Origin of the sequence: Deinococcus koreensis, assembly GCF_002901445.1 — a bacterium.
GTDB lineage: Bacteria > Deinococcota > Deinococci > Deinococcales > Deinococcaceae > Deinococcus > Deinococcus koreensis.
In genome coordinates this window covers 2,100,142-2,126,795 of the sequence record NZ_PPPD01000001.1, presented here as the reverse complement: position 1 = coordinate 2,126,795, position 26,654 = coordinate 2,100,142, and the positions used below count along the sequence as shown (strand labels likewise).

21 protein-coding genes and 1 tRNA gene are annotated in these 26,654 nt (G+C 66.7%); 10 read left to right on the top strand and 12 right to left on the bottom strand.

All coding sequences use genetic code 11. From position 1 onward, the window contains the following. The first annotated feature begins 12 nt into the window (after window positions 1-12). The gene (gene paaI, locus CVO96_RS10085) at window positions 13-381 is read left to right on the top strand and encodes a hydroxyphenylacetyl-CoA thioesterase PaaI (RefSeq protein ID WP_165795268.1); all 369 of its coding nucleotides are present in this window, start codon (window positions 13-15) and stop codon (window positions 379-381) included. Here paaI and CVO96_RS10080 read toward each other — a convergent pair. The 6 genes from CVO96_RS10080 to CVO96_RS10055 all read right to left on the bottom strand — a co-directional run bounded on the left by CVO96_RS10080 (window position 341) and on the right by CVO96_RS10055 (window position 6,623). Continuing rightward, window positions 341-1,471, bottom strand: a complete 1,131-nt coding sequence (locus CVO96_RS10080) for a DUF4357 domain-containing protein (protein ID WP_103312114.1) — start codon at window positions 1,469-1,471, stop codon at window positions 341-343. The two genes, paaI and CVO96_RS10080, sit on opposite strands and share 41 nt — an antisense overlap. Window positions 1,472-1,500: 29 nt before the next feature. Continuing rightward, a complete protein-coding gene (locus tag CVO96_RS10075; RefSeq protein ID WP_103312113.1) occupies window positions 1,501-2,526 on the bottom strand; it encodes a Gfo/Idh/MocA family protein in 1,026 nt (341 codons plus the stop codon). Continuing rightward, the gene (locus CVO96_RS10070; protein ID WP_243398278.1) at window positions 2,523-3,494 is read right to left on the bottom strand and encodes a Gfo/Idh/MocA family protein; all 972 of its coding nucleotides are present in this window, start codon (window positions 3,492-3,494) and stop codon (window positions 2,523-2,525) included. Before CVO96_RS10070 ends, CVO96_RS10075 begins: the two co-directional genes overlap by 4 nt. Beyond that, window positions 3,491-4,360, bottom strand: coding sequence for a carbohydrate ABC transporter permease (locus CVO96_RS10065; protein ID WP_243398276.1), 870 nt, complete (start codon window positions 4,358-4,360; stop codon window positions 3,491-3,493). The genes CVO96_RS10070 and CVO96_RS10065 overlap by 4 nt, the downstream gene beginning before the upstream one ends. Next, on the bottom strand, window positions 4,357-5,289 hold the full coding sequence (locus CVO96_RS10060) for a carbohydrate ABC transporter permease (RefSeq protein ID WP_103312112.1): 933 nt from the start codon (window positions 5,287-5,289) through the stop codon (window positions 4,357-4,359). The genes CVO96_RS10065 and CVO96_RS10060 overlap by 4 nt, the downstream gene beginning before the upstream one ends. Before the next feature lie 80 nt (window positions 5,290-5,369). Beyond that, window positions 5,370-6,623 carry an ABC transporter substrate-binding protein gene (locus CVO96_RS10055; RefSeq protein WP_103312111.1) on the bottom strand — a complete coding sequence of 418 codons (1,254 nt, stop codon included), beginning with the start codon at window positions 6,621-6,623 and terminating at the stop codon, window positions 5,370-5,372. A 382-nt stretch (window positions 6,624-7,005) separates the two neighbouring features. Between CVO96_RS10055 and CVO96_RS10050 the strand changes: the two genes are divergently transcribed. The 7 genes from CVO96_RS10050 to CVO96_RS10020 are packed head-to-tail and all read left to right on the top strand — an operon-like array spanning window position 7,006 to window position 15,232. Next, window positions 7,006-8,307, top strand: coding sequence for an ABC transporter substrate-binding protein (locus CVO96_RS10050; protein ID WP_103312110.1), 1,302 nt, complete (start codon window positions 7,006-7,008; stop codon window positions 8,305-8,307). 1 nt (window position 8,308) lies between these two features. Continuing rightward, the gene (locus tag CVO96_RS10045) at window positions 8,309-9,847 is read left to right on the top strand and encodes a glycoside hydrolase family 76 protein (protein WP_103312109.1); all 1,539 of its coding nucleotides are present in this window, start codon (window positions 8,309-8,311) and stop codon (window positions 9,845-9,847) included. A 13-nt stretch (window positions 9,848-9,860) separates the two neighbouring features. Next, the gene (locus CVO96_RS10040; protein WP_103312108.1) at window positions 9,861-10,916 is read left to right on the top strand and encodes a glycoside hydrolase family 76 protein; all 1,056 of its coding nucleotides are present in this window, start codon (window positions 9,861-9,863) and stop codon (window positions 10,914-10,916) included. Further along, window positions 10,913-12,100 carry a GntR family transcriptional regulator gene (locus tag CVO96_RS10035; RefSeq protein ID WP_103312107.1) on the top strand — a complete coding sequence of 396 codons (1,188 nt, stop codon included), beginning with the start codon at window positions 10,913-10,915 and terminating at the stop codon, window positions 12,098-12,100. The genes CVO96_RS10040 and CVO96_RS10035 overlap by 4 nt, the downstream gene beginning before the upstream one ends. Further along, entirely contained in the window at window positions 12,097-13,038 is a 942-nt protein-coding gene (locus CVO96_RS10030; RefSeq protein WP_103312106.1) for a carbohydrate ABC transporter permease, read from the top strand. The genes CVO96_RS10035 and CVO96_RS10030 overlap by 4 nt, the downstream gene beginning before the upstream one ends. Further along, on the top strand, window positions 13,035-13,931 hold the full coding sequence (locus tag CVO96_RS10025; RefSeq protein ID WP_103312105.1) for a carbohydrate ABC transporter permease: 897 nt from the start codon (window positions 13,035-13,037) through the stop codon (window positions 13,929-13,931). The genes CVO96_RS10030 and CVO96_RS10025 overlap by 4 nt, the downstream gene beginning before the upstream one ends. 20 nt (window positions 13,932-13,951) lie before the next feature. Continuing rightward, window positions 13,952-15,232 (top strand): glycoside hydrolase family 125 protein, encoded by a 1,281-nt coding sequence (locus CVO96_RS10020; protein ID WP_103312104.1) that lies wholly within the window; start codon window positions 13,952-13,954, stop codon window positions 15,230-15,232. Between the two features lie 92 nt (window positions 15,233-15,324). Here the strand turns inward: CVO96_RS10020 and CVO96_RS10015 are convergent. After that, window positions 15,325-15,392: transfer RNA gene (locus CVO96_RS10015), tRNA-Phe, on the bottom strand. A gap of 349 nt (window positions 15,393-15,741) precedes the next feature. On the opposite strand from CVO96_RS10015, the gene CVO96_RS10010 reads away from it, so the two are divergent. Continuing rightward, window positions 15,742-19,566, top strand: coding sequence for a DEAD/DEAH box helicase (locus CVO96_RS10010; protein WP_165795267.1), 3,825 nt, complete (start codon window positions 15,742-15,744; stop codon window positions 19,564-19,566). Then, entirely contained in the window at window positions 19,563-20,159 is a 597-nt protein-coding gene (locus tag CVO96_RS10005) for a hypothetical protein (protein WP_103312102.1), read from the top strand. Before CVO96_RS10010 ends, CVO96_RS10005 begins: the two co-directional genes overlap by 4 nt. 3 nt (window positions 20,160-20,162) lie before the next feature. On the opposite strand, the gene CVO96_RS10000 is transcribed toward CVO96_RS10005, so the two are convergent. The 5 genes from CVO96_RS10000 to CVO96_RS09985 form a co-directional block, all read right to left on the bottom strand. Beyond that, window positions 20,163-21,629: a class I SAM-dependent DNA methyltransferase gene (locus tag CVO96_RS10000; RefSeq protein WP_103312101.1), complete on the bottom strand. Its 1,467-nt coding sequence runs from the start codon at window positions 21,627-21,629 to the stop codon at window positions 20,163-20,165. Then, on the bottom strand, window positions 21,626-22,282 hold the full coding sequence (locus CVO96_RS20755; RefSeq protein WP_133161783.1) for a restriction endonuclease subunit S: 657 nt from the start codon (window positions 22,280-22,282) through the stop codon (window positions 21,626-21,628). Before CVO96_RS20755 ends, CVO96_RS10000 begins: the two co-directional genes overlap by 4 nt. Beyond that, window positions 22,224-23,138 (bottom strand): restriction endonuclease subunit S, encoded by a 915-nt coding sequence (locus tag CVO96_RS20750; RefSeq protein ID WP_133161782.1) that lies wholly within the window; start codon window positions 23,136-23,138, stop codon window positions 22,224-22,226. Before CVO96_RS20750 ends, CVO96_RS20755 begins: the two co-directional genes overlap by 59 nt. Before the next feature lie 26 nt (window positions 23,139-23,164). Beyond that, window positions 23,165-25,942 (bottom strand): type I restriction endonuclease subunit R, encoded by a 2,778-nt coding sequence (locus tag CVO96_RS09990; protein ID WP_103312100.1) that lies wholly within the window; start codon window positions 25,940-25,942, stop codon window positions 23,165-23,167. A 153-nt stretch (window positions 25,943-26,095) separates the two neighbouring features. After that, complete coding sequence (locus tag CVO96_RS09985; RefSeq protein ID WP_103312099.1) at window positions 26,096-26,653, bottom strand: sigma-70 region 4 domain-containing protein; 558 nt, start codon at window positions 26,651-26,653, stop codon at window positions 26,096-26,098. Window position 26,654: the final 1 nt, after the last annotated feature.

The window sequence follows — 26,654 nt, the reverse complement described above, 5'->3', positions numbered from 1 at the left end:
TACCCTGCCCGCATGACCTACGCCGCCCGCCTGGGCATGACCGTGCTGGAGGCGTCTGCCGAACGAACCCGCGTCGCCCTCATGGTGGACGGCGCGGGCCTGAACATGCACGGCAGCGCGCACGGCGGCCTGATCTTCAGCCTCGCGGACGAGGCCTTCGCGCTCATCTCCAACCAGCAGGCCCAGGCGGTCGCGGTCGAGACCCACCTGAGCTTCTTCCGCGCCGCACGCGAGGGCGACCGGCTGGTGGCGGTGGCGACCCCCGAACGCGTGGGCCGCACCCTCGCCACCTACCGCGTGGAGGTGCGGCGCGGCGAGGAGGGCGAGGTGATCGCGCTGTTCACGGGGACGGTGAGCCGGCGGGAGAAACTCGGTTCTTAGCAGGGCGGTAATGCTGTGCCGTGCGGCCCTGAGTGTCTTTCCAGACCGTCCAGCCATTTTTCGATGCCCCGGAGATGTCGTCAGCGGCCTGACTCGGAGTCGGATATTCAACGTCCTTCACATATCGCAGCAGTCCGCTGGATTCTTGAATGAGCATTCCCTCCGCCAGTCCAAGCTCGCGGCGCTTACTTACAGCACCGGCATAGAGTTTTATCTCGGCGATTGCCGTGCTTCCGGCCAATACTGTCCACGTCCCCTTTTCCGGCTCATAGACGGCATGGGCCAGGGCCTCCTTGATGGAGTACGTGAAACGGATCTTTCCTGATGATTCCTCTTGAATACGCTGGGGCGGCACTTCCGGCTTGTGGCGTTTTCGCTGCCGTGACGCAGGCGGAGACTCACGAGTCAATGCGACGGGACGACCTAACAGCACATCCCGCTCAGCTTCCGTCAGCTTGTTCATCTCCAAGGCGGCAGCGACAGCCAGGGCGAAAGTAGGGATTTTGAATTGGGCCATCACGCCCTCGACCACAGCCGTCTTCTCGCGGCGGATACGCGCTTCGTCGAGCCGCTGCTGCTGGCGGCTCTTGATGGTCTGCACCGCGTCGGCAAAAGCGTCGGCCCGCCAGGTCTCCACGTCAAGCAGGGCGGCCAGATCGTCGGCGAAGGTATGCCCCTCCTGGCCCAGCTCGAGTTTCAGGGCCACGCGATCCTCCCACCTGCCGGGCAGATGCTCGTCGAGCGCGACCCAGACGCGGCCGTTGGTAATGATGGCCCAGCGGGTGCCTTCGTTGACGGCGTAGGTGGCGGCCTGCTGGTAATGTGCAGCGCCCAGCGTCACGTTCATGCCCTTGAGTTCCAGCGCGCATTTGCCCTCACCAACCCGGATGAGAAAGTCCGAGCGGTTACCGGTGGCGTTGGTCTCCTCAGGCACGACCTCAGCCGGGTTCCAGATGTCAAAGCCAGCAGCGTGCAGCAGGCGCAGCACGATGGCCTGCCGAACCACCGCTTCACCAGGATTGGGGAGGTGTGCGAGCCAGCCCTGAATGGCGCCAACCGCCTCCCGAATCCGTTCCTGTGCGCTGGGCATGTGCGGCGAGTGTAGCAACCTGGGCGCGTCTATCGGGCCGCAGCATCGGCATCTGCACTCAGCTCGACCACCCGCCCCGCCCGCTCCGACTCGTAGGCCGCCAGCACGACCCTCAACGCCTCCAGGCCGTCCTGCCCGCTGGCGAGGAGCCCCGCCTCTCCCCCACCGCACACGGTCAGAAAGTCGCGCAGCATGGCGGCGTTCAGATCCGCGCCATAGCCAGCCCAGCGACGACCCTGCCCCGTGGTGACGCTCAGGTGCTCCGCGAAGGCGTCCAGCGAGCGCATCCCGGCCGTGCCCGTCACGTCCAGCTTCAGGTGGCCCCAGCGCGGGTAGGCGCGCGGGCGGCTCCACGAACAGTCGACCGTGGCGACGGCGCCCGAGGCCAGTTTCAGGGTGACGAGCCCGGCGGCGTCGGTCTGTTCATGGCCGGGGATCGTCCAGGCGGGCACCGGGATCAGGCGGGCGTGGATGCTCTGCACGCGTTCCCCGAGGTGGTGGAGCAGATCGGCCAGATGGATGATGTGATCCATGCCCGCCCCGCCGCCCGCCAGTGCCAGGTCGCTGAACCACGCGCGTTCGTGATCCGGGCTGACCGAGTGGTTCACGCCGCTGTAGGCCAGCAGGTCGCCCAGGTCACCGCCCTGAATATGAGCACGCAGTTGCCGCACGGCCGGCGAGTACCGGACGGGAAACGCTGTATGGAGCGTCACTCCCGCCCGCGTGCAGGCGTCCAGCAGGGCCTGGGCATCCTCCAGGGTGGTCGCCAGGGGTTTCTCGCACAGGACGTGGGCACCGGCACGGGCCGCGCCCTCGACGTGGGTGCGGTGCTGAACGGTCTCGCCACACACGATGACGCCGTGGGGCCGGGCGGCAAGGAGACCGGGAAGAGGACGCCACTGAAGTCCAGTCGTAGCTTCAAAGTCCTGCGCCACTTCCGGGTCATCCTCCGCGAAGCCGATCACCTCCACATCCGCCTGAACACTCAGCCACGCGGCGTACCCCTCGGCGTGGACGTGAGCGACGCCCAGCAGGGCGATCCGCCGCGCTGTCATGCCTCCACCTCCACGGGCTGGCCCGACTCCAGGCTGCGGCGCACGGCCAGCGCGAGGGCCAGCGCCGCCCGCGCGTCGGCGGGCTCGATACGCAGGGGCTGGCCAGTCTCCAGGGCGTCGTAGGCGTGCCACAGCTCGGCGGCATAGGGGTCGCCCTCGCCCAGCTCCGGCAGGGCGGCGCCGTCCTGTTCGGCGGTGGCCGGGACAACACCGTGCGCCTGCAGGGGCGGCGCCGCGTCCGACGTCCATTCGATGACTCCGCCCGTGCCCGCGATGTCCAGCGCGGTGCGGAACACGCCGGGAGGAGCCGCCCAGCCGCCTTCGACCAGTGAGATCGCTCCGCCCGTATGCGAGAGGGTGGCGTGGACGCTCACGCGGTCACCCCGCCGGGCCTGCGCGGCGTATACGCGGCCCACCTCGCCCGCGATCCAGCGTGCGTAATCGAGGTCGTGGATCATCAGGTCGAGGGGCACGCCACCGCTCTGGGCCTCGTCCAACAGCCAGCTTCCGGGGGCAGGCGGCGAGGACAGCCGGCTCAGGCGCAGCGTGCGCGGCTCCCCGACGGCGCCGAGGGCGACCTGGGCCTGCGCGGCGGCGTACTGCGGAAAGAAGCGCAGGACGTGGGCGACGAAGAGGCGTACGCCGGCCTCGTCACAGGCGGAGATGATCCGGTCGGCCTCGTCGAGTGTCAGCGCCAGCGGTTTCTCGCAGATCACGTGTTTGCCGGCCCGCGCCGCCTGCACGGCGTACCCGGCGTGGCTGGGGGTCGGCGTGCAGATGTCCACCACGTCCACCTCCGGCCACAGCTCGTCCAGGGTGGCGCAGGGGAGCAGGCCGAAGCGGGCGGCAAAATGCCTCGCGTTCTCGTCCGGGGCGTACACGGCGCGCAACACCCCGGAACGCTGCGCCCATCCCTGCGCGTGAACCCTGCCCATCAGCCCGGTGCCGATCAGGCCCACCCGCCTCACTTCAGCGCCCCGCCCGTGATGCCGCTCACCAGCTGGCGCGAGAAGATCACATACAGCACGACCACCGGCACGATCGCCAGGGTCAGGGCGGCCAGCACCGCGTTGTAGTCGTTCACGAACTGGCCCAGGAAGGCGCTGGCGCCCAGCACGACCGTTTTGGTCTTCTCGCCGGGGGCCAGGATCAGCGGGAACCACAGGTCGTTCCAGATGGGGATCATCGAGATCGCCGTGACCGCGCCCAGCGCCGGGCGGATCAGCGGCAGGATCAGGCCGTAGATGCGGTATTCGCCCGCGCCGTCGATGCGCGCGGCCTCCTTCAGGTCGCGGGGCACGCCGCGCATGAACGAGGTCAGCACGAACACCGCCAGCGGGATGCCCTGCGCCGTGTACACCAGGATCAGCGCCCAGAGGGTATTCACGAGGTGCAAGTCGACCATCAGGTTCAGGATGCCCACGGTGCCCAGGCGGATCGGCACCATGATGCCCAGCGACAGGTACAGGCCGGTCAGGGTGTTCAGGCGGAAGCGGTACTCGCTGAGCGCGAAGGCGGCCATCGAGCTGCACAGCAGGATCAGCGCCAGCGAGCCCAGCGTGACCAGCAGGCTGTTCAGGAAGAACAGCGCGAAGTTGGCCGAGGTCGCCACCGTCTGATAGCCCTCCAGCGTGAAGGTCGTCGGGGTCGGCAGGGCGAAGGGCCGCGCGAAGATGCTGATGCGGTCTTTGAAGGAATTCATGATGATCAGCCCGGTGGGCAGCGTCGCCAGCAGGCTGAAGAGGATCAGGCCCAGGTGCGCGAAGACCTGGGTGCCGCGTCCCACCACGGGCTTCTCGCGCACCGGAGCGGGCCGCGCCTCGCCCAGCGTCACAGCTCCACCTCCGTCAGGCGGCGCTGCACGGCGGCCAGGTACAGCAGCAGCCCGGTCAGGATGATGCCCAGCATCACGCCGGCCACCGCCGCGCCCATGTACTCGTCGCCGGACTGCAGCTGATACCCGAAGAAGGTGCGGTAGAACAGCGTGCCCAGGATGTCCGAGGCGAAGTTCGGCCCGGCCAGCGCGCCCTGCACCGAATAGATCAGGTCGAAGGCGTTGAAGTTGCCCACGAAGGTCAGCACGCTCACGATGCCCACCGTGGGCAGGATCAGCGGCAACTGGATCGAGCGGAAGATCCGCCAGCCGCCGGCGCCGTCGAGCCGGGCGGCCTCGTACAGCTCGTCGGGAATCCGCACCAGGGCCGCCAGGAACAGCAGCATGGGAATGCCGATGTTCTGCCACACCGAGATCAAGGACAGCGTGGGCAGCGCGCTGCCCGGCAGCCCCAGCCACGGCTGGTCGAGGGCCTGCAGGCCCAGCGGTTCGAGCAGGCCGCGCTGCACGCCCCAGGCGGGGTTCAGGATCAGCTTCCAGGCGAAGCCGATGATCACCACCGAGAGCACCGTGGGCGTGAACAGCAGCGTGCGGTACAGGGCCGCGCCGCGCAGCCGGAAACTGAGCAGCACCGCCAGCAGCAGCCCCACCGGGTTCTGTACCAGCATGTGGATGGCGAAGAACACCAGGTTGTTCCGCACCGCGTTCCACAGCGGCTGGGCGTACAGCTCGCTGCCCAGCAGCCGCCGGTAGTTGGCGAGCCCGGCGAAGCGCTCGGCGCCCCCCTCGACCTGGGTCTGCAGCGAGAGCCACAGCGACGCCAGGATCGGGTAGATCATCACCGCCGTGTAGATCAGCACGGCCGGGGCCAGGAACACCACGATGTGCCACGGAAAGGGCCGGCGGGCGCGGCGCGGGGGCTGGAGCATTCAGGACACCTCGGAAGCTCGGGGAATGAGACTCAGGCCCGGCCCGGCGCGAACCGGACAGGGCCTGACAGGGGCCGGGCCTACTTGCCTTTCTGCGGCGCGTACCAGCTCGCCAGGTTCTTCTGCACCAGGTCGCCGGCCGCCTGCGGGGTCATGGCGCCGTTCAGGAGCTGCGACGAGACGTTCCACAGGTCGTTCTCGTTGTTCGGGTTGGCGTTGCGCGAGAGGATCTGGTACGAGGAGCGGAAGCTCTTGCCGCACTGCGCTCTCCACTGCAGGAACTCCTGCGCCACGGGGTCGGTCACCGTGTACTTCACGTTCGCCAGCGGAAAGAAGCCCGGCAGCGCGTTGGCGTACAGCGTGGCGAAGGCGTCCGAGGCGACCCAGGTCAGGAAGGTGCGGGCCGCCGCCTGGTTCTTGCTGGCGGCGTTGATGCCCAGGCCGATGTCGGGATGGTCGTCGATGACGCACTTCTTGCCGGAGATCGAGTAGGGCGCGAAGGCCCCCAGCTCCAGCTTGGGGTTCATCTGGCGGAAGGTGCCGATGTCCCAGCTGCCGGCCGGGTAGACGGCGCCGCGCCCCTGCGCGAAGAGGTTCTGCGCGTCGGGGTACGCCAGCGCCTGATAGCCGCGCGGCAGGAAGGGCTTCCAGCGTTCCAGCGCCTGGAAGGCCTGCAGGAAGCCGCCCTTGTTGTACTGGGCGCTGCCGGAGATGAGGCCCTTGCGGCCGGTCTCCCCGTTCCACAGCGTCGGGCCGATGTTCTGGTAGCCCATGGTCGCGGACTCCCACTGATCCTTGGTGCCCATGACCAGCGGCTCGTACTTGCCGCTCGCCTTGATCTTGGTCATGGCCGCCAGGAACTGCGCCTCGGTGGTGGGCTCGCTCAGGCCCAGTTCCTTGAAGGCCGCCTTGTTGTACAGGAAGCCGTGGATCACCGAGGCCATGGGGATACAGAAGGTCGTCTTGCCGTCGTCGGTCGACCAGGCGGCCTTCGCCACCGCGTCGAAGTTGTTCAGGCCCGCGAGCCCGTTCAGGCTGCTCAGGCGCTTGGCGTTGAACAGCTCCAGGCTCTTGTCGAAGGGCCGGCAGGTGATCAGGTCGCCGGCCGTGCCCGCCTTGAGCTTGGCGTCCAGCACGGCGTTATACTCGGCCGGGGCGCTGGGCGAGAAGACCACCCGGATGTCCGGGTTCTGTTTCTCGAAGGCCGGGATGATCGAGTCGCGCCAGACCTTGAGGTCGTCGTTGCGCCAGCTCTCGATGGTCAGGGTGGTCGTCTGGGCACCGGCCAGAGGGGCGAGCAGCAGCAACGAGAGCGGAATCAGCGTCCGGTTCATGGGCGTACCTCCTGCGGGAGAAGCAGAGAAAGCGCGGTCTGGCGGGCACTTCTAGGGCACTGGTCGGGCAATTGTGATGATGTACCGGTCAGGTATACTCCCGCCCGGAAAGCAAAGTCAACCGACCTCGCCCCGCCCCCGTCAGCGGACGCCGCCCCAGCCGCAGGGCCGCCCCTGGCCCACAGCTGACCCGGAGTTGTCCTGTTGACATGTCAGGTCAGGGCAACCGTACACTCCGGCCATCGAGAGCGAACAATCCAGGCGGACGAAGAGCGTCCCGTCAGGGCGTCCCACGCACGGGGGGCGTGCCCGGGTGACGTCTGCCACGCCTCGCGGAGGTTCTGACATGATCGGAGGTTCTGGCATGAGCGGTGGTTCTGACATGAAGCGTTCCCTTGCTCCTTCGTCACCGTTTCCCCAGGCGCTGCTTTCCCGGGCACTGCCCCGCTGCGCCGCGCTCAGCGCTGCCCTCGCCCTGTGCGGGGCCAGCCTGTCGTGGGCCGGCGCCCAGACGTCCATCACGCTCTGGGGCGACTGGACGGGCGACGGCGAGAAGCAGATCAACACCATGGTGAACGCCTTCAACGCCTCGCAGTCGCAGGTGCGGGTACGCTACGTGCCGCAGCAGGACATCATCACCAAGTTCCTGACCGCCGCCACCACCGGACAGGTGCCCGACGTGATCGTGTGGGACCGCTTCCGCACCGCCCTGTACGCGCCGAAGAACGTGCTGGCGCCCATCAACACCTACCTGACCCGCGACAAGATCCGGCTGGCCGACTTCTATCCGGAAGCCGTCAAGGAGCTGTCCTCGGGCCAGAACATCTACGGCCTGCCCCTGACGGTGGACGCCCGCGCGATCTTCTACAACAAGAAGCTCTTCCGGGAAGCCGGGCTGCAGCCGCCGCGCACCTGGGCGCAGCTGGAGCAGGCGGCCATCAAGCTCAGCCAGCGCGACGCCAGTGGCAAGCTGACCCGCACGGGTTTCCTGATGAACGACGCGGGGCTCTTCAACATGTACCTGCAGCAGGCGGGCGGCAGCATGCTCACCGCCGACGGCACCAAGACCGCCTTCAACTCGGAAGCGGGGCTGCGCGTGCTGGACTTCTGGAACCGCATGATCAACCAGAACAAGGTCTATGAGCTGGGCTTCGGCCAGGGCGAGGCGAACGCGCAGGATCCCTTCGTGACCGGCAAGGCCGCCATGATCTACACCGGCCCCTGGAGCATCGACGGCTACCGCAAATACGGCAAGGATCTGGAGTTCGGGATCATCCCGCCGCCCGCCGGCCCGACCGGGGCGCGCGGCAGCGTGATGGGCGGGTTCGGGCTGGCGATCCCGCAGGCCTCGAAGCAAAAAGACGCCGCCTGGACGTTCATCAAGTGGTGGCTGAACGACCCGAAGAACGCCCTGCTGTGGGCCAAGACCAGCAACAACATCCCCGGCAACCTGCGCGCCGTGAACGACCCCTACTTCCAGAACGACCCCTTCTGGAAGCCCATGACCGAGACCCTGAAATTCGCGCGCATCCGCCCCACCGTGGCGGGCTACCCGCCCATGGAGGGCAACGCCGTGGTGCCCAACCTGCAGCTCTTCCTGGAGGGCAAGCAGGACGCCCGCACCACCCTGCAAAAGGCCCAGGAGGCCGGCGACCGCATCCTGCGCGAGAACGCGGCCCCCTGAGATGCGCGCGGCCCTGCAGCTGGCGGTGACCGGCGCGCTGCTGGTCACGGCGACCGGGGCGGCGCCGGCCCAGACCCCGGCAACCCCGACCCCGGTTCAGCCGGCCGACATGTGGCGGGACTTCAGCCGGGCCTACTGGCGGGCCGAGGCGGGGGCCTTCTGCACCTTCAGCGACTGCCGGGTGCGCGAGCAGCGCAGCTCCGGGCCCGAGGGCGGCCGCTACAGCGACTTCTGGTGGGCGGCGCAGCTCTACAGCCTGACGCTGGACGCGGCCGAGGGGCTGGTCGGTACCGGGGCCACCCCTCCGGCCGGCCCCAGCGCCGCGCAGGTGCAGGCGGGGTTCCTGCGGAACTACGACCCGGCGGGCAACGACTACAACGACGACCTGGGCTGGCTGGCCCAGGCCGAGCTGCGGGCCCACGAGCAGAGCGGCGACCCGGCCGCCCTGGAGCGGGCCCGCGCGCTGGCCGACCGCATCTGGCAGGGCTGGGACTCGGCCTACGGGGGCGGCGTGTGGTGGCGCCGCTCCGTGAAGGATCAGAAGAACGTGGCGACCAACGCCCCGCTGGTCGCCACCCACCTGGGCCTCTACCGCGCGACCGGCGAGGCCGAGTACCTGCAGCGCGCCCGCCTGGGCTGGGTCTGGCTGCGCTCGCGGCTGATCGACGGCCCGCGCGTGTACGACCACGTGAGCGGCGAGGGCAGCGGCGCCGTGACCCGCTGGGACTTCACCTACAACTTCGGCGCCGTGATGGACGCCGGGCTGGCGATGGCGCAGACCGGCGGCGACCCGGCCGCCCTGCAGGTCGCCCGGGACGCCGCCGACTGGGCGCTGCGCAACCTGACCCAGAACGGCGTGCTGCTCGACGAGGGTGCCGGCGACGGCGGCGGCTTCAAGGGGGTCTTCGTGCGGGCGCTGCGGGAGCTGGCAGCTCAGAGCGGTGGCGAGGCCTACGCCCGGGCGCTGGCGCGGCAGGCCCAGGCCGCCTGGAACGCCCGCCGCGCCGACGGCCTGACCGGCACCGCCTGGGACACGCCCCCCGGCCAGGGGGCGGGCCCAGATCCGCTGGAACCGGGCGCTCTGGAGAGCCTGAGCGCCGGCTCGGCGGTGGCGGCGGTGCTGGCGGCCGGCCCGCAGCCCGCCGGGGTGCCCTGGGCCGACGGCCGCTACGAGGCCGAGAACGCCCGCCGCCTGGGCGTGGAGAGCAGCGACCGGGCGCCGGGCCACTCCGGGCGCGGCTACGTGAACGACTTCCACACGCTCGGGCAGGGGGTGGCCTTCACGGTGAACGCGCCCAGGGCCGGGCGGTACCGGGCGCGGGTGCGCTACTCGGCGGGCGGGGGCTGGGCCTCGCGGCGCCTGGACGTCAACGGAAGCAAGGCGCTGCTCAAGCTGCCCGCCACCCCCGACTGGCAGACCTGGGCCAGCGTGAGCGTGCCCCTGACCCTGCCGGCCGGGGCCTCCACCGTGCAGGTGCTCTTCGGCCCGCAGGACGCCGGCTGGCTCAACCTCGACGCCGTGGTGCTGGAGCCGCTGTGAGACCGGGAGCCCTGTGAGCTGGCGGGTTCAGGCGGCTCAGGCCCAGGCGGCCCTCGACCGGACGTTCTGGGACGAGGCCGCCGGTCTGTACCGCACGCACGAGGGGCGGCCCGCCGGCGATCCCCTGCACTACTGGTGGCAGGCGCACGCGCTGGACGCCCTGCTCGACGCCCACGCGCGGGGCGGCGACACCCACCTGCGGCGGGCCCGCACCCTGGTGGCCGGCGTCCGGCGTGCCCAGGGCGGCACGCTGCACAACGAGTTCTACGACGACATGCTGTGGATGGCGCTGGCCCTGGAGCGCCTGCACGCGGCCACCGGCGAGGGGGTCTGGCTGGACGGGTGCCGGGCGCTGTGGACCGACATCCGCCAGGGCTGGAACCCCGCCCAGGGCGGCGGCGTGGCCTGGCGGCGGACGCAGCCGGAGTACAAGAACACGCCCGCCAACGCGCCGGCCGCGCTGCTCGGGGCGCGGCTCTTCCGCCGGCACGGCGACCCGGCGGATCTGGCCTTCGCCCGCCGGGTCTGGGACTGGCTGCTGGACACGCTGGTCGACCCCCACAGCGGCGTGGTCTGGGACGGCGTGAACCGCCGGGGCGACGGCGCCACGGACCTCGACTGGGCCTACACCTACAACGAGGGCACGGTGATCGGGGCGGGAACCGAGCTGTGGCGGGCGACCGGCGAGACTCCCTTTCTGGAGCAGGCCCGCCGCACCGCCCGCGCCGCCGCCGGGCGCTACGGGCCGGTCTTCCCCGCCGAGGGCCCGGGCGACGGCGGCCTGTTCAAGGGCATCCTGGCGCGGTACCTGAGCCTGCTCGCCCGCCACGACCCGGCCCTGGCCCCGGAGGTGCGGGCGCTACTGGAGGCGGGCGCCGGGGCGGCCCTGCGCCACCTCTCCCCCGGCGGCCTGTCGGGCCCCGACTGGGGGGCAGCGCCGGCGGGTGCGCTGGAACTCGGCGCGGCGCTCAGCGGGGTGACGCTGCTGGGCAGCCTGGCCGCCCTGGAGGCCGGCTCCCCGGCCGGGACGCTGCGCCCCGGTGCCCCGGCGGAGCACACTGGCTCATGACCGGCCTGCGCTACGCCCACGTGATGGCCCAGCTTCTGGAGGAAGTCCGCGCCGGACAGCTGCGGGCCGGCAGCCGGGTGCCCGGCGAGGTCGAGCTGGCCCGCCGCTTCTCGGTCAGCCGGGTCACGACCCGCCGGGCGCTCGACCTGCTGGCGCAGGCGGGCATCGTGGAGCGGGCGCGGGGGCGCGGCACCTTCGTGCGCAGCGCGCTGCCGGATCTGGAGCGGGCACGCGCCGAGCTGGGGCTGCCAGCCTCCAGCGGGGGCGTCACGCTGGCGACCATCGGGCTGCTGCTGCCGGACTTCGCGGACGCCTACGGCCTGGAACTCGTGCGCGGGGTCGAGGAGGAATGCACCGCCCGCGGCCACCACCTGCTGCTGCGCCGCAGCTACGGCGAGCGCCAGGCCGAGGAAGCCGGGGTCGCCGCCCTGCGGCGTGCCGGGGCGGGCGCGCTGATCGTCTTTCCGGTGCACGGCGAGCACTACAACCCGGCGCTGCTGCAGGCGGTGCTGGACGGCTACCCGCTGGTGCTGGTCGACCGCTACCTGCGCGGCATCCCGGCCCCCAGCGTGGTGACCGACAACGTGGCCGCCGCGCAGGAACTGACCGCGCACCTGCTCTCGCTGGGGCACCGCGACGTCGCCTTCGTGTCGCCGCCCATCGAGCACACGACCTCGCTGGAAGACCGCTTCGCCGGCTACGGCGCGGCGCTGGCGGCCGCCGGGCTGGGGCTGCGCCAGGAACTCGTCCTGCACGCGCTGCAGAGCACCCTGCCGCTGCACCTGGAACCCGGCAACGTGCAGGACGACGTGCTGCGGCTGCGGGAGTTCATCGCCCGCGCGCCGGGGGTCACGGCCTTCGTGGTGGCCGAATACAACCTCGCCCTGACCGTGACCCACGTCCTGCGAGGGCTGGGCCTGCAGGTGCCGCAGGACGTGTCGGTGTCCTGTTTCGACGCGGCGGGCAGCCCGCTGGGCGGGCCCGACTTCACGCACATCCGCCAGGGCGAGAACGCCATCGGGCGCCGGGCGGTGGCGCTGGCGCTGGCCCGCCTGGACGGCCAGCCCACGCCGCAGCGCGAGTACGTGCCGTACGCGCTGGTGCCGGGCGCCTCCACGGCCCCGCCCCCCGCCGCCCGCCCCCCGGCCCCCAGCGCCCCCACCCCCGGAGGTTCCCCACCATGACCGTCCAGCACACACCGCAGCACACGCCGCTGGGTTCGCCGCTCGCCCGCGCGCCCCGGCGCCGCTCCCGGCTGCTGCGGGCCGAGGGCCGGGCCGCCGCGCTGTTCATCACGCCGACCATGCTGCTGTTCCTGGTGTTTACCGTGCTGCCGGTGTTCGCCGCCTTCGTGCTGAGCTTCTCGCGCTACGACATCCTGACGCCGATCCGCTGGGTGGGGCTGGCGAACTACGAGCGGCTGCTGAGCGACGCGCTGTTCTGGCGGGGCGTGCGCAACGTGGGGGTCTACGCGCTGCTGTACCTGCCCAGCATGGTGCTGTGCGCGCTGGGGCTGGCGCTGGCGCTGCGGCGTCCCAAGCCCGGCATGGTGGTGTTCCGCACGCTCTTCTACCTGCCGTCGGTGACCTCCAGCGTGGCCGGCGCGACCGTCTGGTCGTGGATGCTGCAGCGCGACTACGGGGTGGTCAACCAGCTGCTCGCGGCGGTGGGCCTCCGCGGCCCGGCCTGGCTGGCGAACTCCGACACCGCCCTGTACGCCATCGTCTTCGTGACCCTCTGGCAGGGGCTGGGCGGCAACATCATCATCTACCTCGCGGGGCTCTCGGGCATCCCGCGCGAGCTGTACGAGGCCGCCGCGCTCGACGGCGCCTCGCCCTGGCAGCAGTTCCGCTACCTGACCGTGCCGCTGCTGGCCACCACGACCTTCTTCGTGACCTTCATGTCCCTGATCGGCGCCTTCCAGCTGTTCGACCAGGCCTACGTCATGACCCAGGGGGGGCCGGGCTACGCGACCACCACCGCCGTGTACCAGATCTACCAGAACGGCTTCACGCAGCTGCAGATGGGCTACGCCAGCGCGCAGGCCTTCGTGCTGGCGCTGGCGATCCTGGTGGTCAGCGTGGCGAACCTGCGCCTGAACCGCGACTCGGGGCTCTCATGAGCGCAGCGGGCCTGAGACGGCGCCGCCCCCGCCCGCTGGCCGTGCTGGGCGACCTGCTCTTCTACGGCGGCCTGACGCTGGTGGCGCTCGTGATGGCGCTGCCCTTCTACTGGATGCTGGTCACCTCGCTCAAGCCCGACGCCGACATCTTCCGCGACCCCGTACAGTGGTGGCCGCAGCGCGTCACGCTGGAGCACTACGCGCGGGCCTTCACCACCGTGCCCTTCGGCCGCTATTTCCTGAACTCCTTCTCGATGGCCACGCTCGGGGTGGCGGCCAACCTGCTGCTGGGGTCGCTGGCGGGCTACGCCTTCGCGCGCCTGAGGTTTCCGGGGCGCGAGTGGCTCTTCCGCGTGAAGCTCGCCTCGCTGCTGGTGCCGGGCATCATCACCCTGATCCCCAGCTTCCTGATCCTGCGGGGCTTTCCGCTCGCGGGCGGCAACGACCTGTTCGGGCGCGGCGGCTTCGGGCTGCTGAACACCTACTGGGCGGTGGTGCTGCCCGGCGCCTCGGGGGCCTTCGCGGTGTTCTTCATGCGCCAGTTCTTCCGCACCCTGCCGGACGACCTGATGGACGCCGGGCGGGTGGACGGCGCCTCGGAGTGGCGGATCTTCTGGAGCCTGTACCTGCCGCTGTGCCGCCCGGCCCTGGCGACCCTGGGCATCTTCACCTTCCAGGCCGGCTGGAACCTGTTCCTGTGGCCGCTGATCGTCTTCAACGACCCCAACATGGCGACCGTGCAGATGGGCCTGCAGGCCTTCAGCTTCAACCACACCACCGACTACGGCCCCCTCATGGCCGCCTCGGTGGTGGTCTCGCTGCCGGTGCTGGCGGTCTTCGTGTTCGCCCAGCGCTACTTCACCTCGTCCATCGCCTTCACCGGCAGCAAATAGCCGCCCCCGAGAGGAACCCCATGCACAGCGTCCACGCCCTGATCCGCGAGGTCGAGCAGGCCTTCGCCCAGCAGCCCGAGGTCGCCCTCACCTTCGCCCGCTGCCTGCCCAACAGCCTGGAGACCGCCCTGCAGCCGGGGCCCGGCGGCACCTTCGTGATCACCGGAGATATCCCCGCCATGTGGCTGCGCGACGCCGCCGCGCAGGTCTGGCCCTACCTGCCGCTGTGCGCCGGCGACCCGCCGCTGCGCGAGCTGCTGGCCGGCGTGATCCGGCAGCAGGCGCGGCAGCTGCTCACCGATCCCTACGCCAACGCCTTCAACGCCGCCCCCAGCGGGGCGGGCCACGCCGGCGACCAGCCGCCGCGCCACCCGCTGGTGTGGGAGCGCAAGTTCGAACTCGACTCGCTGTGCTACCCCATCCGGCTCGCGCACGGCTACTGGCGGCACACGGGCGACCTGGAGCCGCTGCGCGGCGACTTCCTGAGCGCCCTGCGGGTGATCCTGGAGGTGATGCACACCGAGCAGCGCCACGACGAACGCAGCGCCTACCGCTTCTGGCGCCCCGGCGAGGTGCCGGCGACCGACAACCTGCCCGCCGGGGGCCGGGGCCACCCGACCGCGCCCTGCGGCCTGATCTGGAGCGCCTTCCGGCCCAGCGACGACGCCTGCGAACTCAACTACCACGTGCCCGGCAACATGATGGCCGCTGTGGAACTCGCGCACGCGGCGGAGCTGGCCGGGCGGCTGGACGACCCGGAACTGGCCGCCGTGTGCCGCGCCCTGGGCCACGAGATCCGCGCGGCGATCGAGGAGCACGCGGTGGTCTCGCACCCGGACTTCGGCCGCCTGTACGCCTACGAGACCGACGGGCGGGGCCACCACGTCCTGATGGACGACGCCAACGTGCCCAGCCTGCTCTCCGCGCCGTACCTGGGCTACCTGAGCGCGGACGACCCCACCTACCGGGCCACCCGGCGCTTCGTCCTGAGCCCCGCCAATCCCTACTTCGCGCGCGGGGCCTTCGCCCAGGGGGTCGGTAGCCCCCACACGCCGGCCGGGCACGTCTGGCCGATCGGCCTCGCCATGGCCGGCCTGACCGCCACCGACGCCGCCGAGCGCCGCGCTGCGCTGGACATGCTGGTCTCGACCACCGCCGGCACCCGCCTGATGCACGAGAGTTTCCACCCCGACGACCCCGCGACCTTCACGCGCGAGTGGTTCGGCTGGGCCAACGGCCTCTTCGCCGAACTCGTGCTGGCGGTGCTGGCGCCAGAGCCCCGGGCCGTGCCCGGAAGCTGAGGCCCCGGAAGGTGAGGCAGGAGGGCGCTGGTCGCGGGCGAGCGCGAAGCCAAAGGAACATCCCCCGAGTGAGTCGGGGGATGTTCTGTACGTGGTGGCCAGGGCCGGACTTGAACCGGCGACCCAACGATTTTCAGTCGTTTGCTCTACCAGCTGAGCTTAACACCGTCTGGGACGGTGTTTTCTCGGTTCTGGTTTTTGCCAACGCACGATTTTCTGCTCCGACGTTACGAGTGTACGGGGTGAGTTTGGCCAGTTCAAGCCCAAGCTGGGGAATTCAGACCACATGTTACGGTCGGGTACCTCAAACGGCTTGACGTGGGCTGAGATCATGGCCGCCAAAACGTTCGATGGCTGAGGGCGGTGGAGGGATCACCACCTCCGTAAACTTCAGGGAACCTAAATGGTCGGGATGGAGTTTTGCGCCATAGGAGGGCGCCCTGCATTGCTACGTTGGCCCCTACATGTCTTCGTCCTCCTTGTGGTCTCTGGTTCATGCCGTCGGGGGCATGACCACATTGGGAACCACCACCCAGCAACCTCTGGGGGCACTCCCTGCCCCACTTCGTTCAGCAGTGCTCCGGACAGCGCACAAGCTTGCTCCCGATCTCATCTCTGTCCAAACGCAGCAGACGCCCCTGCTCTATGCAGAAGGGGCTTTTGAAAGAGTGACGGACTGGAAGCTCCTCATTGACCGTCCAAACCAATTGCGGGATCGCACAGCCCGGAAGGATGCCGGTGACTACACCAGCCTGTCGGACTTTATTGAGCGTCATGACCTTGGGAAGCCTGAGTATGGCCAGGATGAACACTATGCCGAGCGGCTCTTCTTGGAAGAGGCATTCATGCCTTCCTTGGGACTTGATGGGTTGTCGTTGCTGACGCCCCAAGAGCCGTTTAAGGATTCCGAGAACAAGAGGCGAAGAGTTGACTTCGTACTCCGGGGCAGTCGGAGATACGCCCTGGAAGTCGAGGGGCAGCGCTACCACGGCCAAAATTTCATTTCCAGTGAAACGTTCGACGACGAGAAGGGTCGCCAGCGGAATCTGAGTGCAGCTGGGTTTACATATCTTCCCTTCTCAGTTGCCGACATCCGCTCAGGGCGCGCTGAAGCCGTACTCAATAACCTGGCACTTCACGATGACGTGCTGAGCAAGGTCTGCCACAACCGCTATGCCCACTCACCCCAGGCGGGATCGATCAATCTGCGTCGAATCGACGCGCTGCTGGACACCTTCCCGTCAGCATTCCAAGAAAGCCAACTGGCACTCCTCGAACTCTTCCACCTGTGGGAGGAAGAGAATCGAACAGACGTCACGCTAGTCGACCATGGAGCCCAGTTGTCTACCCTGCCACTGGCTCTACTGGATCTGATTAGCGCAGCCGAGCGTGTGGCTGCGATGTACGACTTGCCCTTGCGGCTGCCGCGCTTGACGATTGCCATTCGGAAGCCCACAGATCCCACACTGTACCGCACACTATTGACGGAATACCTAGGCGATGCCCTCGATCCCCACGCCATAGAGCCCGATCCACTACGGTCGAGGCTCGATCTCAGCTGGCTCGAAAGCGAGACCATGCCTGAAGACGCGATCATCGTATTGCCTCGGCAGGCCACTGTTGAAGGGGATGTCATGCTGCCGCGGCAGATGACTGCTCTGGCAAATATGTCCCGTGCCAGATACGGCGCGAACCCACCGCTAGATGCTCAGCCTATTCACGTCGACCGGGATCTGCTCGATTACTTCACCCGGCGCTTTTTCAACGTCCCAGAACTTAAACCCGAGCAGGTCAAACTCATTCAACGCGCTTTACGCCAGGAATCTGGCCTAGGACTGCTGCCCACTGGCTTTGGGAAATCACTGGTGTTCCAGCTGTTCGCCATGCTGATTCCACGCACCTCGCTGGTTATCAGTCCCCTGAAGGCACTCATCCGCGATCAGGTGCACAGCCTGCATCGTCAGGGCTTGGTGAGCGTTGAGGCGATCACCAGCACCGACTCGACGGCGGCGAAGAGTCAGAAGCTCGAAGGCTTCCGCACCCACGCTTTTCGCCTCTTGTACGTGTCGCCCGAGCGACTGCAGATCAAGGGATTCGCCGAAGAGTTACGTGCGTCCATGAATCGCACCCCAGTCGGCGCGCTGATCATTGACGAGGCGCACTGTGTCTCCGAATGGGGCCACGACTTCAGACCTGCTTACCTGCAGATCCGGAGATTGAGGGAGATGCTTCAGGAAGCGTCGGGGCGACCTGTTCCTATCATCGGCCTGACAGCGACTGCTTCAGAGCCTGTGCGTAAGGACGTGCTACGAGTCCTGGGGCTTTCGGAACAGAACGTTGAGCAGCTGGCCAGCAGCGACCGTACGAACATTAGTCTCTCCGTTCACCCGCTGGGAGCGACGCACTCGAACAAGGCTGATCTTCTGGCGCACGTCATCGAGAAAGTTATTCCAGCTGCCCTGCACATTCCGTTTCGTGAATTCATGCCTTTGCAGCCGCGCAATACTTACCCACACGCCGGGGTAATCTTTGCAGTCTACGCAAACACCCATGGCAAGACCACTCTGGAAGAGGGGGTACATGCCATCTCCAAGCAGTTGCAGAGGCGTATTGTTCACGACCCGGATCTGATCAGTGTGCACGCCAGCACAGCCCCGACCAGCTGCCCGGACTGTGGGTCAGCCGTATACGTCTCGGCCAGCGCCAAGGAGTTAGAGGCTGCTGGGGTGATGGCACGCTACGGCGGACGCTGCCTTGACTGTGGCGCGATGTTTTCAGATCGCGACATCGTTACAGACAAAGACTGGGAGACCAAGCTGCTCGCCCGGCAGGACGCATTTCAGGACAGTCAATTCCCCTTGCTGGTCGCCACCAAGGGCTACGGCATGGGCATCGACAAGCGAAACATCCGCTTTGTCGTTCACCACGCTCTGTCCAGCGGCCTTGAAGGCTTCTATCAGGAAGCTGGTCGGGCCGGACGTGACGGTGAGCATTCGCACGCCGCCCTGATCTACCAGCCGCCTGCTGAAGAGTGCTACCAACGCCACCTGAAAGCCGCAGAAGAACCTCCATGCGTCTCCGACGCCGGCAACCTCAAATTTCACAAGTGCCCTTTCGGGCTGAAGCCGTTGTGCGACTATGGCCGTCAGGCCCACTTCGTTAAAAGCAGCTATCCAGGCGTAGAGCAGGACGTGGCCGCCGCTACAGGTTTGCTGCCCAAGCTGGCGGAGGGCCCTGTGTTCCAACTGTGGAAGGACGAGGAAGTCAAGACCGCGCAGATGGCATTGTTCCGCCTGCAGCAGCTCTGCGTGGTCGGCTCCTACACCCTCGAATATAAGGCGCGCCGGACGGTGAGTTTCGAGGTTGAGCGCCTGCCGTGGACGAAATCGATTGTGCTCCATCGCTTGACGGAGCATTTGCAGCGTGACCTCGACCTGCCATACCAGGCGGTTCAGTATCTCTGCCAGCGTGCTGGCCTTGATACCTCTCCCGATCACCAGACTGGCGGTTCGCAGAGCACCGCAGAATCCACATTGCACCGTGCGCTGATCGTTCTAGTGAACGTGGTGTATGACCGCATCCAGCGGATGCGCTACCAGATGCTGACCAACGAGCTGGAATACGCGCGGCCGCCAGAGGCCAAGAAGCGCGTTTGCCGCCGCGTCATCATCCGCTCGATTTTCGACTCGGTTGATCATCTGCCAGACGACTATAACTGCGGGTTTTGCGACGTCTGTGTGCCCGATCTCAACTTCCAGCGGAAGAACGCTGTCGTTGCGCCGAAGGATGCCAATCTGGACGAGATCACCCGGCTTCTGCCGGAGGTCATGGAACATTTTGACCCTTTAGCTCTGGTAAGCCTCGTCGACCTGGCCGATCGGCACGGTGCCGTCATTGGATTGAGCGCCCGAGCCTCCCACCAGCTGGAACATGATCCCTCGAATCTCTCCGCTCTTTTCCTGGCAGGGGCACTCCGGGCCAAGCGTCACGGCTCTGAGGACGCAGCGTTTAACCAGTTGGCGATGGGATACACCGAGGCCGTTCGCACCGGCGCTGGCGAGGACGCGCAGCGACTGTTTTACGACACCGCCAAGCGGGTGCAGCCCGAAGAGGCCTTCGGATGGATCACAGAAAGGGGCGGTAAGTACGACACGCCTGCAGGTCTCCGCTGGATAGAGACAGAAGCGCTCACCCTCTTCGGTGAGCAGTCCCAGCAACACACCCTCATCAAGACTGTCCGCCGCCTGCGCCAAGTTCAAACCGTGCATGAAGCCCTACAAGAAACCATCGCCCCCCTGCAGCAGCTGGCTGAATCGTTCGGAGTAACGGCATGACCCAAATCAACACCCGAAGCAGAAAAGTAACCGACGTCGACGAGATCGCTGCCGAGGCGCAAGCCGCGCTGGATATGATCCGGGGCACGGCTGAGCAGATCCAGCACCTAGTTGCTGTCCGCTCCCGCTTCGAGGACATGGCGCAGCAATACGAAGCCATGACCAAAGAGCAGGTGCAGCTGGGTGAAGTCATCACTGAGGGTCGCACCTTACATGGTGACTTTCGCCGCTCCATTCAACATCAGGAATTGACTGTGAACAGATTACGCCAAGTGACCCAGGAACATGGCGTGGCCCTGACCGAAACACGGACAAAGACAGAGGAACAAGGAGCACGGCTTGCTGAACTTTCTCAGCAGACGCGCCTTACGCAGGCTGCTTCACACACCGCCCTAACTACGCTCGGCGAGCAGGTGAAGGGGAATACAAACCGTCTTGATCAGCTCGATGAACAAGTGGCCGTCATCGCCAGCCTCAAAAAGCAGTTGCATTCACAGGACGCTGCCCACAAACGACTGCAGGCCCAGTTGAAGACACTACAGATTCTGCTCGTTCTGGCCCTAGGTCTAGCCATTTTCGGATTGCTGCGCTAATACTCAGGCGATCGCTGCAGGCTGCTCCAACTCGCTCGCAACTTCCCGGAACTCTTCGAGTGCCGCTTCCAGGCTCTCGACAATCTCGGCGGCCAGGATGCCCGGTGCGGGCAGGTCGCTGCCTTCTTCCAGGCTGTCGTCTCTAAGCCAGAAGATGTCGAGGCTGAGCTTGTCGCGGGCTAGCAATTCGTTGAGGGTGAACTTCTTGAACCGCTCCCCCTCTTTGCGGGCACTCGGGTTATCGGCACTGTAGGCGGCCACGAAGTCGCGCAGGTCGTCGGCGCGCAGTGGTCTGGTCTTCAACGTGAAGTGCTTATTGGTGCGGAGGTCGTAGACCCACACAGCCGAGGTGCGAAACTCCTCGCCGCTCGGCCCTCGCTCGAAAAACAGCACATTGGCCTTGACGCCGGGTTTGTAAAAGATGCCCGTGGGCAGGCGCAGGATCGTATGAAGATTGCAGTCTCGCAGCAGTCGGCGGCGGATCATCTCTCCCGCACCCCCTTCAAATAGAACGCCGTCCGGCACCACAACCGCTGCCCGGCCGCCTACCTTTACCATGGACAGGATGTGCTGCAAAAAGTTCAGCTGCTTGTTGCTGGTCTTGGCAATAAAGTCCGTGCGGCTGTAGGTCTGCTGCTGGCGCACGGCGTTGCCCTCGTCATCGAGATCCACCAGCGCGCCCTTGACGCCGAACGGTGGGTTCGCCAGCACGATATCTACCGCACGCGACGGCGGCTGCGCCAGGCTGTCCACGCGCTCCACCGGGGTCGCCTGACCACCAATGCCGTGCAGGAACATGTTCATGGCCGCCAGCCGTACCACGCTGTCCACGATGTCCGCGCCGTAAAAGGTGCGTTCCCGCAGGTCTTCGCGTTCGTCAGGATCGAGCTGGTAGTGCCGCACGATGTACTCCCGTGCAGCCAGCAGGAAGCCCGCTGTCCCGCAGGCCGGATCGGCGATGGTCTCACCCGGCCTGGGCTGCATCACCTCCACCATGGCGTCGATCAGGGGCCGAGGCGTGAAGTATTGCCCTGCTCCGCCTTTCACGTCCTCGGCATTCTTTTGCAGCAGGCCCTCATAGATTTCGCCCTTCACGTCGAAGGGCAGGCCCGACCACTGCTGCTGGTCAATCAGGGTGACCACCCGGCGCAGCGTCGCCGGGTCATTGATCTTGCTCTGAGCCTTGCGAAAGATGACCCCCAGCAGACCCGGCTCTCTCGCCAGCTCTTCCAGGGTACGGCGATACTGGATTTCCAGGTCGGTGCCGGTCAAGGCGTTCAACTGCCCCCAGCTGTACGCCTCGGGCACCTCCGGAGCGTCGGGCTGCCCCTTCATCTCGCCCGCCATCTTCAGGAAAAGCAGGAAGGTGATCTGTTCGAGGTAGTCGCCATAGCCCACGCCATCGTTGCGAAGGACGTGGGCCAGGCTCCATACGCGGGCGACGAGTTGGGCAGGGTTGACGGTAGTCATGGGGTCTCCAAGAGTGCGGGTTGATTCGTGTTCTTTCGGGGCCGACCACGCCGGCCTGCCCCATCCCGGATGGCCTGCGCGCCAGCCTTCACCTTCTCGGCCTGGATTCGTTCCAGCAGCACACTGGCTGGCTCATCGGTCGGATCTTGGGGCACCAGCTGGCCCGTGAAGGCTCGGTGCAGGATGCTCTGACGCGTGGCCTCGGCCCGCTTCAATTCGGCGGCGACTGTGATTCCCATGTTATCGAGGATCGAGAGGCGGCGCTCAACCTCAGCGACGAGGTAAGTTTGCTCATCGGCAGGCGGAACAGGAACAGCAATACTGCCTAGGATGTCCAAGTTGATATTCCGTTGGGCAGTTGCAGGGGCATAGCGCTCAATTTTCGCTTTCTGCGAGCGAATAAAGTGTTCATAAAATTCTGCTTTAATATTTTCACAACTTGGTATAAATCCAACTATACTATCAGGAAAGCAGGCTGGGAAGGTAAGAATGCCAGTTTCTGCAATATTAGCCGCAATCGTTATACACAAAGTTCCGGCTGGCCATAATCTGCTTTGCTCTAAACCCGATTCATTATAGGTTTTATGGTATGACCTAATTGATCCCCCCCGAGAGTCTGACCTCGCCAGTTTGAATAAAGGGGTATGTGCCATCGAAAAGATGAGGCGCATTTCTCGGGCGGTGCTTTGACTTTCCGCGGCCCAGTTCTCCTATCTGCGGAAGAGTGGCCCAGACCCACCCCGCCGGCAGCTCTGGCAACCCAGTGATGTCCGGCGCAGCCGGCTCCTTGTACACGCCCTTCTTCCCCTCGGCAACCCAGCGGTCACGTCGCTCGGCCAAGATACGTCCCAACAAATGTTCGGCAGACTCAGCATCGGGATGGTCAGTCCCATGATCGTCCCGCCACTCCCGTGTCAGTTCCCCCGTGACCGCCGCGTGCAGCAGGCTTTGGCGGTAGCGTCTCAACAGGCCCTGCGTGCGCTTCAGCTCGGCCACACCGGCATCTAGCTTGCCGAACAATTCCTCGATCTTGTTGACGATGCGGTGCTGCTCGGGAGGTGGGGGAACAGGGAAGGGTGTAGCCTCAAAGTCGCCCTTCGTAACATGCTGCATTCCGCTGCCTCTGGATTGAACTTTCAGAAGTTGAATGTAATGCAGGACGCCATAGTAGAGAAACCACTTGTCGATGAAGGGAACGACCTTGAATATATGTTGGTTCAGCGCAGCTTCTTCCCCTTTATAAATGTATGCACCGAGGGTTGCTGCCCAGGAAATCAACAAAGTTCCATCTTGGACGACGTGACGGGGCTCCACCTCACCATCAAACCTGTTCAGTGCTGATCGGCTTCCAGTGAGATTCTGGATACGTAGAATGGGCCGCCCGACAGTCCCCCACTCATTTGATTTGAAACCCCGTCCATTGATGTACTGGCCCACGTCGCCCAAAGTGGCCATACACCAACCGACAGGCAGAACATCATCTAGCGACTGATCTTGTACTACGCTCATCACGCTATTCTCTCAGACATCAATCCTTAGGCGGCCAGCACGTCCGTCAGTTCATCCAGCAGACGGCCCAGCTCCTCGGCCCCGAACAGCTGGCGGGCGCGGGTCAGGCCGCCCAGCTCGTTGAAGGGCACGTCGTTCAGATCGCGCTCTCCCGCTGCCAGGTCAGTGCCCACCCGGTCACGGATCAGGGTCAGCCAGCGCCGCTGCTCGTCGGTAAAGGCCCGGCCGGCCTCCTCTTGATCAGCCAGCCAGCGGTCGAAGCGCTGCTGGACGGTATGGCCGAAAGGTTCTAGCACCCGCGCCTGCCCGATGGCGAAGCGCACCAGCGCCACCAGATCGGCCAGCATCCGGCGGGCCAGCTGGCCCTGGACGTGCTCGGAGTCCAGGGTCGCGTAGTCCTCGTAAAGCCGTTCCGGGGTCAGGTGCGCGTCGTGGCGTTCCAGGGCACGGCTCAGTTCCCGGATCTGACGGTAGGTGACCCGGCGTCGCCCGTAGGGCTGCGAGTAGAGGATGCTCAGCGCGTCAATGTCGTCCTTGTGGGCCTCGATGAAGGCCCTGAAGTTCTGCACGCGCCCCTCGGCCACGCGCCGGGCCAGGGCCTCGCCATCTTCTCGGACCGTGTGCTCGCCGGGCAGCACCTCGTCGCGGCTGAGCTGGTCGATCACCAGTTCGTTGCGCCGGGCCGTGTCGGTGAGCAGGTTCCGCAGCGCGGGATCGGCAAAGGGCCGGGCCGCCGCGTCGCGCAGCACCTCACTGGCCTCCTCCACGTCATCCTCAGTTACCGCGCGGCCTTTGGACGCCGCCTGCTGTTCGGCCTGCTGGCGGGCGAGGTCGGGGTTGGTGGCGTCCAGCAGGGCACGGGTCAGGGCGACCACAGGCTGCCCGGCCAGGGTCTCGATCTCTGAACGCTGGGTAGGGTTCAGATGCCGATCCAGGCGTGCCAGCCGGCTGGCCAGGCTGCTCAGCGCGGCGTCGTTGGTGTCGCCCAGCCCAACGTTGTGAAGCAGCTTGTCCAAGGCCACACTGCGCTGGCGTTCCAATGGCCGGGCCTCGCTCTGATCGTGCTCAGTCACGCCCACGGCGTCCACCAGCAGGAAGAAGTCCTTGGCGCGGGCGTCGCTGCTCACCTTCCGCAGCTCGTCGTCGGAGATCACGCGGGTGCCGCGCCCCTTCATTTGGTCGAAGTAGCCGCGCGACTTCACGTCCCGCATGAACAGCAGCACTTCCAGCGCCTTCACGTCCGTGCCGGTGGCGATCATGTCCACGGTGACGGCGACGCGCGGGTTGTGCTCGTTGCGGAACTGCTGGATCAGGGTCTCGGTGCGCTCGCCCGTGACGCCCGAGGTGATCTTCTTGCAGAAGTCGTTGCCCCGGCCGAACTCTTCCCGCACGATCCGCACGATGTCGTCGGCGTGCAGGTCGTTCTTGGCGAAGATCAGCGTCTTGGGAACGTAGGTGCGGTCGGGGAACACCAGCGGCAGCACCGTGTTCTTGTATTCGCGGAGGATGGTGCGGATCTGGTCGGTGGCGACCACGCTGCGGTCGAGCTGAACGGCGCCGTACTCGAAGTCGTCGGCCAGCTGGCGCAGTTCCTTACGTCCCGTGCGCCGATCCTTGTAGTCGAGGTATTCCCCGGCGGCGACCTGGGCCCCCTCGGCGCTGATGCGGGTACGGATGCGGTACACGTCGAAGTTGACGTTCACCTTGTCGGCCACCGCGCGTTCGTGCCCATATTCCATCACCAGGTTGCTGTTGAAGAAGGCGATGGTGCGGGCATCCGGCGTGGCCGTCAGACCGGTGAGGAAGGCGTCGAAGTAGTCCAGCACCTGCCGCCACGTGCCGTAGATCGAGCGGTGGCACTCGTCGGCGATCATGAAGTCGAAGGTCTCAACCGGCACCCGCGGGTTGTAGACGACCGTGCGCTCCTCAGGGCTGTCACCTCCCAGCTCGAACACGCTGCGCTCCTCGTTGCCGGGGTCGAATTCCTCCTCGCCCCGCAGGATGGAATACAGGCGCTGGATGGTCGTGATGACCACTGCCGCGTCCGGGTCGATGCGGTTGGACTTCAGATTCTGCACGTTATACAGCTCGGTGAACTTGCGGCCATCGTCCGGGGTGGTGAAGTTGGTGAACTCGCCCATGGCCTGATCGCCCAGGTTGCCGCGGTCTACCAGAAAGAGGATGCGGCGGGCACCCCCGAACTTCAGCAGCCGGTAGCTGCTCGCCACGGCCGTATAACTCTTGCCGCTGCCCATCGTCATCTGGATCAGGGCGCGCGGACGATCTGCGGCCATCGACGTTTCCAGCTTGCCGATGGCCTCGAACTGGGCGTCACGGAAGCCGGTGCGGGCCAGGGGGGGCAGGCCACGAAGGCGGGCGCGCAGCGTGCTTCGTTCCCGTGCCCAGGCTCCCAAGGTCTCGGGCCGGTGGAAAGCGAAAATCAGCCGGGAGCGGCTGTCGGGGTCGCGCCGGTCGCGGAACTGCACCTCGACGCCGTTGGCTTCATAGGCGAAGGGCAGCGGGTCGCCCACCCTCTTTAACTGGGGCGGTAGGCCGGTGGCGTACTTGTCCGTCTGCTCGCTGACCCCGATAAGCGAGGTGCCCTCGGGCTTGGCCTCGATGATGCCCACGGCCTTGCGCTGGAAGAACAGCATGTAGTCGCAGGGGCCAGCGGCCGTGGGCACTTCCCGCAGGGCCACGCCATCCTGAGCGAAGAGGTTGGCGCTGCGGTAGTCCTGTATGACCCATCCAGCAGCGACCAGCTGCCGGTCGATTTCCATCCTGGCGCGTTGTTCCGGTGTCATGCCCCTCCGAGGCAGCCCTAAATCGTTCGCTCTGCCGGTTCCGGAAGTCTAGCAACGCCTCGCTACGGCAGCGGGCTCAACTACGGCACAGCGCGGCTTGATGTGGCCTGAAGGAAGTGGGGGGAACGACAGCCAGCTGGCACCGTCACCCCGTTACGCGCGCACGCTCCCAAGCAGCCCCCAGCGTTCATGGGCGTAGTCGTGAACGCCGTGGCGGCCGAAGGTCAGCGTCTTGGGGAGCTGGTAGGCCTCGTAGAGGTAGGCCACCGGCCGGTACGGCACCTGTGGACAGCACACGCAGATCACGACCTCGGCGTCCCGCCACTGATCGAGGGCGTAGTCGTACTCCTCCATCTCCTCTCTGCGCGACGACTTGAACCAGAACTGCCAGCGCGGCGAGGGCGTCTGCGCCGGCGACAAGACCATGCCAGCCGCCTTCACGTCGACGCGGCGGCCCTGGATCAGCAGGTCATGCCGGGCACCGGACGCGGGCATCTCCACCGTCAGGCCGAGCTGGCGGGCGGTGTCCGTGACGTGCTGCACGCCGAAGCGGGCCAGCTGCTGCACCAGGCCGTTACCGCCGAGGTTCGATTTTGCGCGGTAGCGCTTGACGGTGGAGACCGACAGGCCGGTCTGGGCGGCGATCTCCGGGTTGTTCAGGCCGGCAGCGTGGGCCTGCTCGATGGCGCGCTGCTGTGTGGGGGTGATCATG